General features: G+C 66.0%; 11 protein-coding genes. 7 read left to right on the top strand and 4 right to left on the bottom strand.

The genetic code is table 11. The annotated features are described in order from the left end of the window. Nucleotides 1-152 precede the first annotated feature (152 nt). From P2869_RS00400 to P2869_RS00380, 5 genes are all read left to right on the top strand, one after another. Complete coding sequence (locus P2869_RS00400) at nt 153-3335, top strand: efflux RND transporter permease subunit (protein ID WP_277597152.1); 3183 nt, start codon at nt 153-155, stop codon at nt 3333-3335. 37 nt (nt 3336-3372) lie between these two features. Continuing rightward, nucleotides 3373-4575, top strand: coding sequence for an efflux RND transporter periplasmic adaptor subunit (locus P2869_RS00395; protein WP_277597151.1), 1203 nt, complete (start codon nt 3373-3375; stop codon nt 4573-4575). Next, the gene (locus P2869_RS00390; RefSeq protein ID WP_277597150.1) at nt 4572-6143 is read left to right on the top strand and encodes an efflux transporter outer membrane subunit; all 1572 of its coding nucleotides are present in this window, start codon (nt 4572-4574) and stop codon (nt 6141-6143) included. Before P2869_RS00395 ends, P2869_RS00390 begins: the two co-directional genes overlap by 4 nt. A gap of 296 nt (nt 6144-6439) precedes the next feature. Then, complete coding sequence (locus P2869_RS00385) at nt 6440-7585, top strand: MFS transporter (protein ID WP_277598171.1); 1146 nt, start codon at nt 6440-6442, stop codon at nt 7583-7585. 349 nt (nt 7586-7934) lie between these two features. Beyond that, nucleotides 7935-8120: a hypothetical protein gene (locus P2869_RS00380; protein ID WP_042299277.1), complete on the top strand. Its 186-nt coding sequence runs from the start codon at nt 7935-7937 to the stop codon at nt 8118-8120. A 140-nt stretch (nt 8121-8260) separates the two neighbouring features. On the opposite strand, the gene P2869_RS00375 is transcribed toward P2869_RS00380, so the two are convergent. Next, nucleotides 8261-9385 carry a fatty acid desaturase gene (locus P2869_RS00375; protein ID WP_277597149.1) on the bottom strand — a complete coding sequence of 375 codons (1125 nt, stop codon included), beginning with the start codon at nt 9383-9385 and terminating at the stop codon, nt 8261-8263. Nucleotides 9386-9644: 259 nt separating this feature from the next. Next, on the bottom strand, nt 9645-10688 hold the full coding sequence (mgrA, locus tag P2869_RS00370) for an L-glyceraldehyde 3-phosphate reductase (protein WP_017772408.1): 1044 nt from the start codon (nt 10686-10688) through the stop codon (nt 9645-9647). Nucleotides 10689-10867: 179 nt separating this feature from the next. On the opposite strand from mgrA, the gene P2869_RS00365 reads away from it, so the two are divergent. Then, nucleotides 10868-11074 carry a DUF3185 family protein gene (locus P2869_RS00365; RefSeq protein ID WP_026120964.1) on the top strand — a complete coding sequence of 69 codons (207 nt, stop codon included), beginning with the start codon at nt 10868-10870 and terminating at the stop codon, nt 11072-11074. Between the two features lie 135 nt (nt 11075-11209). Here P2869_RS00365 and P2869_RS00360 read toward each other — a convergent pair whose 3' ends face one another. Continuing rightward, the gene (locus P2869_RS00360; protein ID WP_017772406.1) at nt 11210-11971 is read right to left on the bottom strand and encodes a phytanoyl-CoA dioxygenase family protein; all 762 of its coding nucleotides are present in this window, start codon (nt 11969-11971) and stop codon (nt 11210-11212) included. Between the two features lie 519 nt (nt 11972-12490). On the opposite strand from P2869_RS00360, the gene P2869_RS00355 reads away from it, so the two are divergent. Then, complete coding sequence (locus P2869_RS00355) at nt 12491-12868, top strand: hypothetical protein (protein WP_126878578.1); 378 nt, start codon at nt 12491-12493, stop codon at nt 12866-12868. Between the two features lie 149 nt (nt 12869-13017). On the opposite strand, the gene metK is transcribed toward P2869_RS00355, so the two are convergent. Continuing rightward, entirely contained in the window at nt 13018-14205 is a 1188-nt protein-coding gene (metK, locus tag P2869_RS00350; protein ID WP_017772404.1) for a methionine adenosyltransferase, read from the bottom strand. Nucleotides 14206-14224 lie beyond the last annotated feature (19 nt).

Here is a 14224-nt window from a genome sequence, read left to right as displayed (position 1 = left end):
CCCCTCAAAACTACGCTTAACGCCATCAATACGCGCTACAGTCACGCCGCGCATCTCGAAGCCATCGCCGCGCAAAGGTGTATTGCACGTTGCAGGCAAAACGGCCGCGCGGTCATGCAAGCCACGCTTCACCCCACACAACGCCCTCGTCCATGTGGATCGTCCGACTCGCGCTAAGGCGCCCCTACACGTTCGTCGTGCTCGCCCTGCTGCTGATGATCGTCGGGCCGCTCACCATTCTGCGCACACCTGTCGACATCTTTCCGAACATCGACATCCCGGTGCTTTCGGTGATCTGGACGTACAACGGCCTGCCCGCCGACGAGATGGAAAAGCGCATCGTGCTCAACTACGAACGCGGGCTCTCGGTGGCTGTGAACGATATCGAGCATGTGGAATCCACTTCGCTCAACGGCATCGCGGTCGTGAAGATCTTCTTCCAGCCGCACGCGAACATTCAGGAAGCGCTGGCCGAAGTCACCGCCCTTTCGCAGACGCAGTTGCGTTCGCTGCCGCCCGGCATCACGCCGCCGTTCATCCTGCGCTACAACGCCTCGACGGTGCCCATCCTGCGGCTTGCGCTCTCGTCGCCGGCGCTCACGGAGCAGGAGCTTTTCGATTTCGGCAACAACTTCCTTAAAACGCAGCTCGCCACGGTACCGGGCGCGTCCGCTCCATTGCCCTACGGCGGCAAGCAGCGGCAAATCATGGTCGACATCGACTCGCGCAAGCTGCAGGAGCACAACCTTTCGCCCATGGACGTGGTCAATGCGATCAGTGCGCAAAACCTGATCCTGCCCACGGGCACGGCAAAGATCGGTTCTACCGAGTATTCGGTGGAAATGAACGCGAGCCCCGCCACGCTGGCGGGCCTCAACGCGATTCCGGTGCGAACCACGGCGAACGGCACGGTCTATATCCGCGACGTGGCGCACGTGCGCGACGGCTTCCAGCCGCAGACCAACATCGTGCGCGTGAACGGCCAGCGCGCGTCGCTGCTCACCATCAACAAGAGCGGCAACACGTCCACGCTCGACATCGTGGACCGCATCAAGAACATGATGCCCGTGCTGCACAATCTGGTGCCGGCGTCGCTCTCCATCGATCCTGTTGCGGACCAGTCGCTGTTCGTGCGCGCTTCCGTGCAGGGCGTGCTGCGCGAGGCGTTGATCGCCGCGTGCCTCACCGCGCTCATGATCCTGCTCTTTCTGGGCAACTGGCGCGCCACGCTGATCATCGCCGTCTCCATACCGCTTTCGATGATCACCTCCGTGATCGCGCTCGCAGCCCTGGGCGAGACCATCAACATCATGACGCTGGGCGGCCTTGCGCTTGCCGTTGGCATTCTGGTGGACGACGCGACCGTCGCCATCGAAAACGTGAGCCAGCAACTCGAGCAAGGCAAGAATCTGGAGCAGGCGATCCTGGACGGCGCGCAGCAGATCGCCATTCCCACGCTCGTTTCCACGCTTTCCATCTGCATCGTGTTCGTGCCGATGTTTCTGCTCACGGGCGTCGCGCACTACCTGTTCATTCCGCTCGCCGAAGCCGTGGTGTTCGCGATGCTCGCGTCGTACTTCTTCTCGCGCACGCTCGTGCCCACGCTCGCGAAGTATCTGCTGCGCAATCACCACAAGCCCGCCGACCTGCATCCTGCCGCACGCGCCACACGCAATCCGTTCGTACGCACGCATCTCGCGTTCGAGCATGGCTTCGACGCGCTGCGCGAACGCTACCGCACGTTTCTCACCGCACGCGTGGCGCGGCCCGGCATCTTCGTGATCGTGTTTCTTGCGTGCTGCGGCGCCTCGCTGCTGCTCATGCCGTTTCTGGGCCGCGACTTCTTCCCGCAGGTCGATGCCGGCACGATCGCGCTGCATCTGCGCGCGAAGACCGGCACGCGCGTGGAGGAAACAGCGGTGCTCACCGATCTCGTGGATGCCCGCATCCGTTCGCTGATCCCGGCACGTGAGCTTCATTCGATCATCGACAACATCGGGCTGCCGATCTCGGGCATCAATCTCTCGTACAGCAACACGGGCGTGATCGGCACCTCGGACGCGGATGTGCTGATCTCGCTCGCGCCCGGCCATCGCCCGACCGAACGCTACATCCGCACGCTGCGCCGCACGCTCAACGACGAGTTCCCCGGCGTGCAGTTCGCCTTCCTTCCCGCCGACATCGTGAGCCAGACGCTCAACTTCGGCATGCCGTCACCCATCGACATCCAGATCGTGGGCCGCGAGGTGGCCGCGAATCGTGCCTTCGCCGCGCGCCTGCTGAACCGGTTGCGCACCGTGCCGGGCCTCGTCGATGCGCGCATCCAGCAGCCTGCGGACCTGCCGCGCATCTTCATCGACGTGGATCGCACACGCGCGCAGCAAGCCGGCTTCACGCAGCGCGACGTGGCGAGCGACCTGCTCATCACGTTATCGGGCAGCCAGCAGACCACGCCCACGTTCTGGCTCAATCCGATGAACGGCGTGAGCTACAACGTGATCACCGAGGCGCCGCAATACACCATCAACTCGCTGCAGTCGCTCGAAAACATCCCGCTCACCGCGAACGGACGCAGCAACGTGCTGGGCTCGCTCGCCACCATGCGCCGCGAAGCGGGCAACGCGGTGCTCACGCACTACAACGCGCAAACGACGATCGACATCTACGCCGGCGCCGACGGCCGCGACCTGGGCGCGGTCTCCGACGACGTCGCGAAGATCATCGGCGAAGCGAAGTCCGAACTGCCGCACACATCGACGGTGGTGCTGCGCGGCCAGGTGCAAACGATGAACGACTCGTTTTCGGGCCTTTTTGCAGGGCTCGTCTTCGCGATCGTGCTCGTGTATCTGCTCATCGTGGTGAACTTCCAGTCGTGGCTCGATCCGTTCATCATCGTCACGGCGCTGCCTGGCGCGCTGGCGGGCATCGTCTGGATGCTGTTCCTCACGCACACCACGCTCTCCATTCCGGCGCTCACGGGCGCCATCATGTGTATCGGCATCGCGACGGCGAATTCGATTCTGGTGGTGAGCTTTGCGCGCGAACAGTTGCGCGAACACGGCGATGCGACGCGCGCCGCCATCGAAGCGGGTTTCACGCGCTTTCGCCCGGTGTTGATGACCGCGCTTGCGATGATGATTGGCATGGTGCCCATGGCGATTGGCCTCGGCGAAGGCGGCGAGCAGAACGCGCCGCTGGGCCGCGCCGTGATCGGCGGGCTGGCGGTGGGCACCATCGCCACGCTCGTGTTCGTGCCGGTGGTGTTCTCGCTGATTTACCGGCGGCTGAGCGAGCGGCGCAGCCGCGCCGCCGCGCACGTGGTGAACAAACCCTGAACCTCGCCTGATTCATTTCTTTCGATTCGGAGTCTGGATGGAACGCAACCGCGCTGACAGTTCGGGCACCCCGCCTCCACGCCGCGTGCGCTGGGGTGTGGTGGTCGCTGTGCTGGTGGTGCTCGCGCTCGCCGCGCAAGGTATCTGGTCGCGCCGCGACGCACAGGCCGCGCTGGAACGCGAAGCCGTACATGCAAGCCAGTTGAGCGTGGAGGTGGTGCATCCGCAGAAGTCTTCGGCGGGGCTCGATCTCGTGCTGCCCGGCAACGTGCAGGCGTTTCTCGATACGCCGGTCTACGCGCGCACGAACGGCTACCTCAAGAAGTGGTACGCGGACCTTGGCGCGCACGTGAAGGCGGGGCAACTGCTCGCCGAGATCGATACGCCCGAAGTGGACGACCAGTTGCGCGCCGCCCGCGCGGATCTCGCGAACGCCCAGGCCAACTACGCGCTCGCGAAGAGCACGGCCGACCGATGGATGGGCATGCTGCAAACAAAGTCTGTCTCGAAGCAGGAGACCGACGAGAAAGTGGGCGACATGCTCGCGAAGAAAGGCACGCTCGACGCCGCGCGTTTCAACGTGGCGCGGCTCGAAAAGCTGCAGTCGTTCCAGAAGGTGCTCTCGCCGTTCGACGGCATCGTGACGGCGCGCAACGTGGACGTGGGCGCGCTGATCGACGCGGGCAGTTCGGGCGGCCCCGCGAAGGAGCTGTTCCATGTCGCGCAGGCGGACCGGTTGCGCGTCTACGTCAACGTGCCGCAGGCCTACGCGCTGCAGATCAAGCCCGGCGAGAACGCCTTTCTCACGTTGACCGAAACCGCGTCGAAGCACTATCCGGGCAAGGTGGTGCGCACCGCGGGCGCCGTGGATCCGCAGCAGCGCACGATGCTCGTCGAAGTCGACGTGGACAACGCGAGCGGCGAGGTGCTGCCCGGCGCCTACGCACAGGTGCATTTCACGCTCGGCGCAGGCGCCGCGCCGCTCACGGTGCCGGGCAACGCGCTGCTGTTCCGGCCGGACGGCGTAAAAGTGGCCACCGTCGATAACGGCCAGCATGGTCAGCACGTAAAGCTCGTCACGGTCACGCTCGGTACGGACTTCGGCACGCGCGTCGCGATTGCGTCAGGGCTCAGCGGCGACGAACAGGTCATCGTGAATCCGCAGGATTCGATCGTGGATGGCGCGCCGGTGCGCATCGTCGCAGCGCATGCCACACATGTCACAAAGGCGGCGCAATGAAGCCGCAGCGTGTTCGCCGGGCAGACGGGCGTGGCCGCGAGCGGCACACGGTGACTCGTCAACGTGATCGAACTGCTGCGCGCGCGGCGCTCGCCGTCGTTCTCGCCGCGACGCTCGCCGCCTGCACGCTGGGCCCCGACTACGTGCGCCCAACCGCCACGACCGCCGCCAGCTACAAGGAACTCGAAGGCACCGGTTGGCAACCCGCGCAGCCTGCCGACGCGCTGCCGCGCGGAGCATGGTGGCAGGTTTACCGCGACCCGCAACTCGATGCCCTCGAAGCGAAGGCCGCCGCCGCGAACCAGGATCTCAAAGCCGCCGAAGCGCACTTTCGCGCGGCACGCGCCAATGTCGCCCAGCAGCGCGCGGCCTTCTTCCCGGTGGTCACCGCAGGCGGCGACTACGCACGCACGCGCACCTCGAAGAACGTGCGGTTCAAATCGACGGCGGGCATGGCGCTCAACGACTACGTCGTGCAGGCGGACGCGTCGTGGGAGCCCGACCTCTGGGGCCGCGTGTCGCGCAGCGTGGAAAGCGCGAGCGCGAACGCGCAGGCCAGCGCCGCCGACGTGCAAGGCCTGCTGCTTTCCATCCAGGCCGAACTCGCCACGGACTACTTCGAACTGCGCGGGCTCGACCGCGAACGCCAGTTGCTCGACGACACCATCAAGGCCTACCGTCAGTCGCTCGAACTCACGCAGCACCGCTACGCGGGCGGCATCGCCACCGACGCCGATGTGGGCCAGGCGCAGACGCAGTTGCGCACCACCCAAGCCCAGGCTATCGATCTCGGCGTGCAGCGCGCGCAGCTCGAACACGCCATCGCGATACTGGCGGGCGAGTCGCCGTCTGCGTTCTCGCTGCCGGTCGCGCCAGTCGCGGCGGTGCCCGTGGTGGCGCCTGCCGGCGTGCCATCGGCGCTGCTCGAGCGGCGCCCCGACATCGCCGCAGCCGAGCGGCGCGTGGTGAGCGCCAACGCGCAGGTGGGCGTGGCCACGGCGGCATTCTTCCCGAACCTGATTCTCGCGGTGACAGGCGGCCTGGAAGCCACGGACTACAGCCAGTGGCTTGTCGCGCCCGCGCGCTTCTGGTCGCTCGGGCCCACGCTCGCGGGTACGATCCTCGACTTCGGCCGCCGCGCGGCGGCGAAGGAAGAAGCCCTGGCGCAGTACGACGAAAGCGTCGCGCAGTATCGGCAAACGGTGCTCACCGCATTCGGCCAGGTGGAAGACAACCTCGCCGCGCTGCGCGTGCTGGAAGAAGAAGCGCAAGCGCAGGACGAAGCCGTGACGGCGGCCGAACGCACACTCACGATCGTCTCGAACCGCTACGCGGCCGGCGCGATCACGTATCTCGACGTGGTGGTCGCCCAGACCACGGCGCTCACCAACGAGCGCGAGGCGGTAGCAATTGCGCGCCGCCGGATGGCCGCGAGCGTGGCGCTCATCAAGGCGCTGGGCGGCGGCTGGGAAGCGTCGTCGCTGCCGACGGGCGACCAGTTGCTGCATCCCGACAAGGCGAGCAAGGCAAACAAGACCGGCGATAGCGGCGCGCCGAGCCAAGGGTAACGGGCAATGCGCGACTCCCGCCGCTTCGCGAGGCAGCGCTTCGCGCAACGGTTGCGGGGCTGACGGACGCATCCGCGTGATCGGTGTATGGTTGGGCCTTCGTTTGTCTTCTGGATGCTTCCGCTGTGACCGCCCCGCCGGAATCCGACCACCGCTCTGCTTCGTCTGCTTCGTCTTCTTCGTCCGCTTCGGGCGCTTCATCGCCACATCCACGTGCCGCCGTTGACTCGACCTCCGGCTCCGCGCAGCCCTTCCTCGAACGCGGCACGCGCGCCTACTGGCACGCGAGCCTCGCACTGCTGTTCGCGGGATACGCCACGTTCTCGCTGCTCTACTGCGTGCAGCCGCTGCTGCCCGCGTTCTCCACGGCGTTCGACGTAAGCCCCGCCCAAAGCAGCCTCGCGCTCTCGCTCTCCACGGCGACGCTTGCGTTCGCCGTGTTCGTGGCCGGCTTCGTTTCCGAAGGATGGAGCCGCCATCGGCTCATGACCGCGTCGCTGACGGCGTCGTCCGTGCTCACGCTCGCGGTGGCGTTCGTGCCGCAGTGGCATCAGCTGCTCGTGCTGCGTGCGCTCGAAGGGCTGGCGCTGGGCGGGGTGCCCGCCGTCGCCATGGCATACCTTGCCGAAGAAGTGAACCCGAACGGGCTGGGCCTCGCGATGGGGCTCTACGTGGGCGGCACGGCGATTGGCGGCATGGCGGGACGCGTCATTACGGGCATCGTCGCGGACCTGCTCGGCTGGCGTGCGGCCGTGGGGACGATCGGCGTGCTCGGCATTCTCTCGACGCTCGCGTTCCGTTCGCTGCTCCCACCGTCGCGCCATTTCGTGCCGCGCCGCGGGCTCGGCATCGCGCATCACCGCAGCGCGCTCGTGAAGCACTTCGCGCGCCCGGGTCTACCCGTGCTGTTCTTCATGGCGTTCGTGCTGATGGGCAGCTTCGTCACGCTCTACAACTACATCGGCTACCGGCTCATCGCGCCGCCGTACCAGCTCAACCAGACCACCATCGGCGCGATCTTCGTGGTCTATCTGACAGGCGTGATCGCGTCGCCGTTGTCGGGCCGCATGGCGGACCGCTTCGGCCGCGGACGGGTGCTGATCGCCTGCATCGCCATCATGATTGCCGGTCTGCTGCTCACCATGCTGCATCCGCTCGCGGCGATCGTGGCCGGCATTGCATGCGTGACGTTCGGCTTCTTCGCGGGCCACGCCGTGGCGAGCGGCTGGGTGGGACGGCTCGCGAAAGAGGCCAAGGGCCACGCCGCCGCGCTTTATCTGCTCACGTACTACCTGGGCTCGAGCATCGTGGGCTCGTACGGCGGACGGTTCTGGACAGCCTACGGCTGGAACGGCGTCGCGGCGCTGGTGGGCGTACTGCTCGTGGTGGGCATGGTGGCCGCGACGTGGTTGCGCGGACGGGAGCGCGTGGGTGCCGCCTAGCGGCTGCGGCAGCGGAAGCGGCCTGGGTTGACGCCGCGGTTTCGCCGCGTGTGCGTTCGCTTTGGCCCTCACTCCCCCACTCGCATCGCATCAAACGAAAGGCGCCCGTAAGTGTGTACTACACGGTCAAAACGCCGCGCAGCGCACGCCAACGTGCCCCAAGAGGCCCGTCGCAGCGGGCTCCGGGTGCCGCGCGTTGCTCGCCCAGGCGCCCCGCTCCACGCGAGCGCAGTTCCTACGGTCTCCTATACTGAATTCAGGCAGCCGGGCCGCCCGGACGAGAAATAGCAGACGCGTCGCAGAAGACGCGCCCGCAGCACCGCTGCCAGTACACGATAAGGAGACGAGCATGACGCACTACTTCACGATCAGCGACTTCATCCTGCTTATCCCGATGGCGCTTGCCGGTGCCCTCTTTCTGGGTGCCGTGCCGTGCGCCACGCAGTTGAGGCACAACGCGCTGCGGGTGATCGGTGCGTTGCTTGGCGTCCTGTTCGCGATCGTGCTCGTCGAAGGGCTGCCGGCGCTCGTGTAGCGGCGCGTGGTGACGCGGCGCCGTTGCGCGGTTGTTTGGTCGACCGCGCAGTTGCGGCACCTCGACGGTAAGTTCGCCTGATCGTTACCGATGCTTACTGCTGTAGCGGCGGTAGCGCCTGTTGCTGCTGGCTCGGCGGGTTATGGCTCCGCATCGGCCAGGTCGGGGCCGACGCCCAGCTGGACGCGCGCGCCCCTCGGTCCACGTAGCTGGCGCAGCGCCGCGCGGAAATAGGGCGTGTCGGCGTTGTCGGTATGGATCGATTGGTTCCGTGCGCCGGCTTTCACTGCGTCCTCCGTCATCACTTCCACCGCGTTTTCCCCAACTGCGCCGCTTGCGTGTGCGTCGGATGCATCGTGTCCGGATGCGCGGGCCACAGCGGGCAGCGCCGTCCACGGCAGCGTCGGGTAGCGGTGGTGCCACTGATGCAGGTGATGGTTCATCAGCAGCACCGGCCAACCGCCGGGCACGCGGAAATTGCGGGCGCGCCCCGGCTCGCCCAGCCCCACGCCGTAGTGCGGCAGGTTGTCGGCAAGTGAAAGCCAGAGGCCGCGCAAATACATCGTCGCGGCAAGCACCGGCCACCACACGCCATACAGCCAGAACGACGCGCCGTAGAGGGCCAGCGACAGCAGCCAGTCGCGCCGCATGCGATAGCGCCGCGCCGGGTCGGCGGCAAAGTTGCCGAAGAGCCGTTGCACCTCGGGACCGACGGGTCCTTCCTCGCCTACCGCGCTCAGCACGACGGTGCGCGAGAGTTTGCGCGGCAGGAAGGCCAGCAGCGGCACCACGAGCTCGCCCACGTAGAGCCCGCCGAACAGCCGCACGTAATACGCGAGCCAGGTGCGCCAGCGGGGCGCGCCGGTTTCGTGGACGTCGGGACGGTCGTAAGGCTCGCGCGTGAAGCGGTGATGCATCAGGTGACCGAAGCGAACGGTGTCGAACGGCAGCGCAAGCGCAATGGAGAGCGTGCGCGCCAGCCATTCGTTGAGACCGCGGCGCTTCGTCAACTGACCGTGAATGCCCTCGTGAACAAGGCCCCAGTGCATGGGCGTCAAGAGGATGACGGGCACCATCGCGGGCACGACGGCGATCAGCGCGGCGGGTCCCCAGATGCGCAGCGCGCATGGCAGCCCGATAAGTTGCACGGCGGCGGCAAGCATCACCAGCGTGGCGAGTGCGGCATTCGTGCGGACGTCGATCGCGGCGCGCGGCACAGGCTGCCGCTCGCGGCCCGTCGCGGATGCGGCGGCACGGAGGTCCATCGTTTCTCCTCGGTTGTCGGCTGCGGGCGAACTTAGCAGCGGCTTATGACAGCGAGAAGAAGCGGGAGAGCGGCGCGGCTCGCATCGTAACGGGTGGTAAGAGACAGGGTAAGAGTTCCCTCGCGCGGACCGCCGCGGCGCATCTGCCGCTCACTTGAATTCCATTGAAAAAGCCGCCTTGCGGCGGCTTTCTTCGTGTGCGTGGCGAACGCATCAGACCGATGCGGCATACGCACCCGGTACGACGCGTCGAATTTCGTCAGACGTGCTGATCGGTTGACGGCTTCTCCCACAGATTCACGCCGCCCTCCACCGCGTAACGGTCGATTTCCGCGAGCTCCTCTTTCGAGAACTCGATGTTCTTCAGCGCCGCGACGTTCTCGCGCACTTGCTCGGCACGGCTCGCACCGATCAGCGCCGACGTCACGCGCCCGCCGCGCAGCGTCCACGCAATCGCCATCTGCGCGAGGCTCTGGCCGCGGCGTTGTGCGATGTCGTTGAGCTTGCGCACGTGCTCGAGGTTCGCCTCGTTGAGATGGCTCTGCTGCAGCGAGCCGCCGCCCGGACGGTTCACGCGTGCGTCCTGCGGCACGCCGTGCAGATACTTGTTGGTGAGCAGCCCCTGAGCCAGCGGCGTGAACGCGATGCTGCCCACGCCGAGCGTGTCGAGCGTATCGAGCAGTTCGTGCTCGACCCAACGGTTCAGCAGGTTGTAGGCCGGTTGATGGATCAGCAGCGGCACCTTGTGTTCGGCCAGCAGCTTCGCCATTTCGCGGGTCTTCGCCGCCGAGTACGACGAGATGCCCACGTACAGCGCCTTGCCCTGCTGCACCGCCGTAGCGAGTGCGCCGGCGGTTTCCTCGAGCGGCGTATCCGCGTCGAAGCGATGCGAATAGAAGATGTCTACGTAATCGAGGCCCATGCGAGCAAGGCTCTGATCGAGGCTTGCCAGCACGTACTTGCGCGAGCCGCCGCCCTGGCCGTACGGACCGGGCCACATGTCCCAGCCGGCCTTCGACGAGATCAGCAACTCGTCGCGATAGGGCCGGAAGTCGTCCTTGAAGATGCGGCCGAAGTTGGTTTCCGCGCTGCCGTACGGCGGGCCGTAGTTATTCGCCAGATCGAAGTGCGTGATACCGAGATCGAAAGCGGTGCGCAGGATGTCGCGCTGCGTCGAAATGGGCGTGGTGTCGCCGAAGTTGTGCCACAGGCCAAGCGAGAGCGCCGGCAGTTTGAGTCCCGACTTGCCGCATACGCGGTACTGCATGTCCGAATAGCGTTCTGAAGCTGCTTCGTAGGCCATTGCCAGGGTCCTTGAAAGACGGGGGAGTAAAAACGCGGACAGCTATGTTAGCCAATCGCTACTCGCCCTGCAGACGCCCACATAGCGGGACGACCGTGGACGCCGCCACGCGCCTCGCCTACACTGCGGCGACGCATTCATCGTGCATTCATCACGCGCTCACCATCGAGGTATCCCATATGGCAAAAGCGATTTCGATCGCGTTGATCGTCGGCGGCGTCGTGCTGCTGTATTTCGGCGGACAGTCGTTTCACTCACTGAGCAACGACATGTCGCGCCTCTTTACGGGTGCGCCGACCAACAAGACGATCTTTCTGATTGCAGGCGGCGCCGTGGCGCTGCTGGCCGGACTGACGGGCCTGGCTTCGTCGGGCAGGAAGCGCTAGGCGGGCGGGCGCTACCGGCAAGCGCCTGGGAAAGCGCCGCGCGGAGGTCTTGCGCGGCGCGTGTCTGTCGGTGCGACCTCGCGAGGAGCGGCGCTATCCGCTCCGCACTTCACACCGAAAAACCGCAACGAAAAATCAGAACGGCACTTCGGGCTTCGACGCCGAACGCGTGCCCGGCAACGGCACGTTGCTCGCGCCGTGATAGGTGAAGACGAGCGAAAACTTCACCCGATCCGTGAGATTCTTGCCCGCCGAATGCAGTGTGTTGCAGTGGAAAAACACGACGTCGCCGGCCGAGAGCGGCGGCGAGATCGCGGTCTGGATCAACGCCTGGTTCTCGGGCAGGTCCGAGCGGAAGAATTTCGCCTCGTCGAAGCGATCGGACGTGAACGTCGCGCTGTGCGAACCGGGCACGAACCAGAGCCCGCCGTTGTCGACCGTTTCTTGCCCGAGCGCGAGCCACACCGACACCAGATCGTCGCGCTCGAACGACCAGTAGCGCACGTCGCGATGCCAGCCGGTCAGGCTGCCGTAGGCCGGGTGCTTCGTCATCATGCAGTTGTGATGCGCACGGGACAGCACCGGCTCTTCGCCGAAGTAAAGCTCCATCCAGCCGCGAATTTCGGGCGCCGTGGCCCACTCGGCAAAACGCGGATGACGTCCGTACGCGTCGAGCAGACGCCGCACGGTGTGACCGCCCGGCGACTCGCGCGAGTCCGGCGCGCCGGGGTAGCGCAGGTCGGCCTCGAATTCGAGCGGCGCGGCCGCTTCGATCAACTGCTGTTCCGCAATGCTCTTCAGTTCCGCGCAACGTTCAGGCGAAACGAGACCCGGAACTACGACGAAGCCGCGCTCGCGCAGCACTTGCACCTGTTCCTTCTTCGAATGGGCTGACATGGGACTTCCGCTGTTTCGGTTTATTGGGTTCGACTCGACGCGCCCGTTGCAGCGACTCAGTGAGCAACGCCGCGGCAACGAGTCATGTCGCGATTGTAAAACGTACGCAAGGGGCCGGACCGAGGTCTAGCTGACGCGCGCCACTGCTGCGTGGCGCGCCGCACAGCACCAGGGCGGCCGGCGCACCGGCAGGCCGCAAAGGGCGCGATCGTCTGCGTCAAAAACGCGCACGCTCGCTGTGCGACGTGCGGTCCAAACCGGGATAACACCGACTTTCGACCGTCATGATTCGCGTGTAGCCTGCGCGCATGTCAGTCGTTGCCGCCGTACCGTTCATTCGCCTGCGCCGCGTCCCGTGGACCGCCCGCGCTCACTACACGCTCTGCGTTCCGCGCCTGCGGACCTTTCCCCGTTTATTCGAATCGTGCTGCGCCGCGACCGGCGCTTTCATTGGCATGCTTGCTGCTCGTTTCGCGGCACCGTGCGATGCGCACTTCGAAGTCCGATTTTGCTGAAACCATGCATACCTTCTTAAGCACTCGCATCAAACGTGCGGCCCTGAAGGCCGCGCGTCCCGCACGCCGTCACGTGATGCGCGCCCTGCGACACCACTCCGCGCGCACCCGGGCCCTCGCGGGACAACTGCGCGAAACGCGTCCCGTGGACAGCATGCGCGCCTGGTTCAATTCGTTCTTTTCCGTGCTGCGCGTACGCACCGGCGCTCGCCACTTCTCGCTGCGCACGCTGCTCTATCGACCGGACACGCCGCTGCGCTCGCTGAGCGCACCGCGTCCGTCGCACTCGTCGTCCCAACACGCCGCGAGCGGTAGTTACAGCCGTCGCCCGCGCCGCATGGCCGCTGCGAGCGACGGCTGGTTCGCCTTCGCAGCGCGATAGCGGCCACTGCGCTCCGTGAAAAAACGAAGCCGTTAAAACCGGCACCGCAAGACAAAGGCCCAAAGAAAAAACCCCGCCCGGCTCGACGCCGGACGGGGCTCTTCACTGCTTCATGCACCACGCGGCTTTCGCCACGCGGTTTTATCCGCTCAAGCGGTCGCGACAGCCGGCTCCGTGCCCGCTGCTTCGGCGAGCGCCAGCGCCTTGTCCGTTGCCTCCCACGAGAACTCCGGCTCTTCGCGACCGAAGTGGCCATACGCAGCCGTCTTCTCATAGACCGGGCGCAGCAGGTCGAGCATCTGGATGATGCCCTTCGGACGCAGGTCGAAATGCTCGCGCACGAGCTGCGTGATGGTTGCATCCGACACGCGGCCCGTGCCAAATGTGTTCACCATCACCGAGGTGGGCTGCGCCACGCCGATCGCGTACGACACCTGGATCAGGCAGCGCGATGCGAGGCCTGCGGCAACGATGTTCTTCGCAACGTAGCGACCCGCGTACGCGGCCGAGCGGTCCACCTTCGACGGGTCTTTGCCCGAGAACGCGCCGCCGCCGTGCGGCGCCGCGCCGCCGTACGTATCGACGATGATCTTGCGGCCGGTGAGACCGCAGTCGCCTTGCGGGCCGCCAATCACGAAGCGGCCGGTCGGGTTCACGAGGAACTTGATGTCGCCCTTCACGAGGTCGGCCGGCAGTGTGGGCTTGATGACCTCTTCGATCACCGCTTCGCGCAGCGTGGACAGTTCGATGTCCGGCGCATGCTGCGTGGAGAGCACGACGGTGTCGATGGCATACGGCTTGTTGTCGACGTAGCGAACCGTGACCTGCGACTTCGCGTCCGGACGCAGCCAGGGCAGGCGGCCGTCGCGGCGCAGGTTGGCCTGGCGCTCCACGAGGCGGTGCGACAGGTGGATGGGCAGCGGCATCAGTTCGGGCGTTTCGTCGCACGCGTAGCCGAACATCAGGCCCTGGTCGCCGGCGCCCTGGTCTAGGTTGTTGTCGTGCGCGCGGTCCACGCCCTGGGCGATGTCCGGCGACTGCTTGTCGTAGGCGACGAGCACCGCGCAGCCGCGGTAGTCGATGCCGTAGTCGGTGTTGTCGTAGCCGATGCGCTTGATGGTGTCGCGCGCAATCTGGATGTAATCGACGTTCGCCGTCGTGGTGATTTCACCGGCGAGCACGACGAGGCCCGTGTTGCACAGCGTTTCTGCTGCAACACGCGAATATTTGTCCTGCGTCAGGATGGCGTCGAGAATGGCGTCCGAGATCTGGTCAGCGACCTTGTCCGGGTGACCTTCGGAAACGGATTCAGACGTAAAGAGGAAGTCGTTTGACACGTTGCAGACTCCTTGTAAT

Origin of the sequence: Paraburkholderia sp. SUR17 (assembly GCF_029536165.1) — a bacterium.
Lineage (GTDB): Bacteria > Pseudomonadota > Gammaproteobacteria > Burkholderiales > Burkholderiaceae > Paraburkholderia > Paraburkholderia kururiensis.
This window is presented reverse-complemented; position numbering and strand designations above follow the sequence as displayed.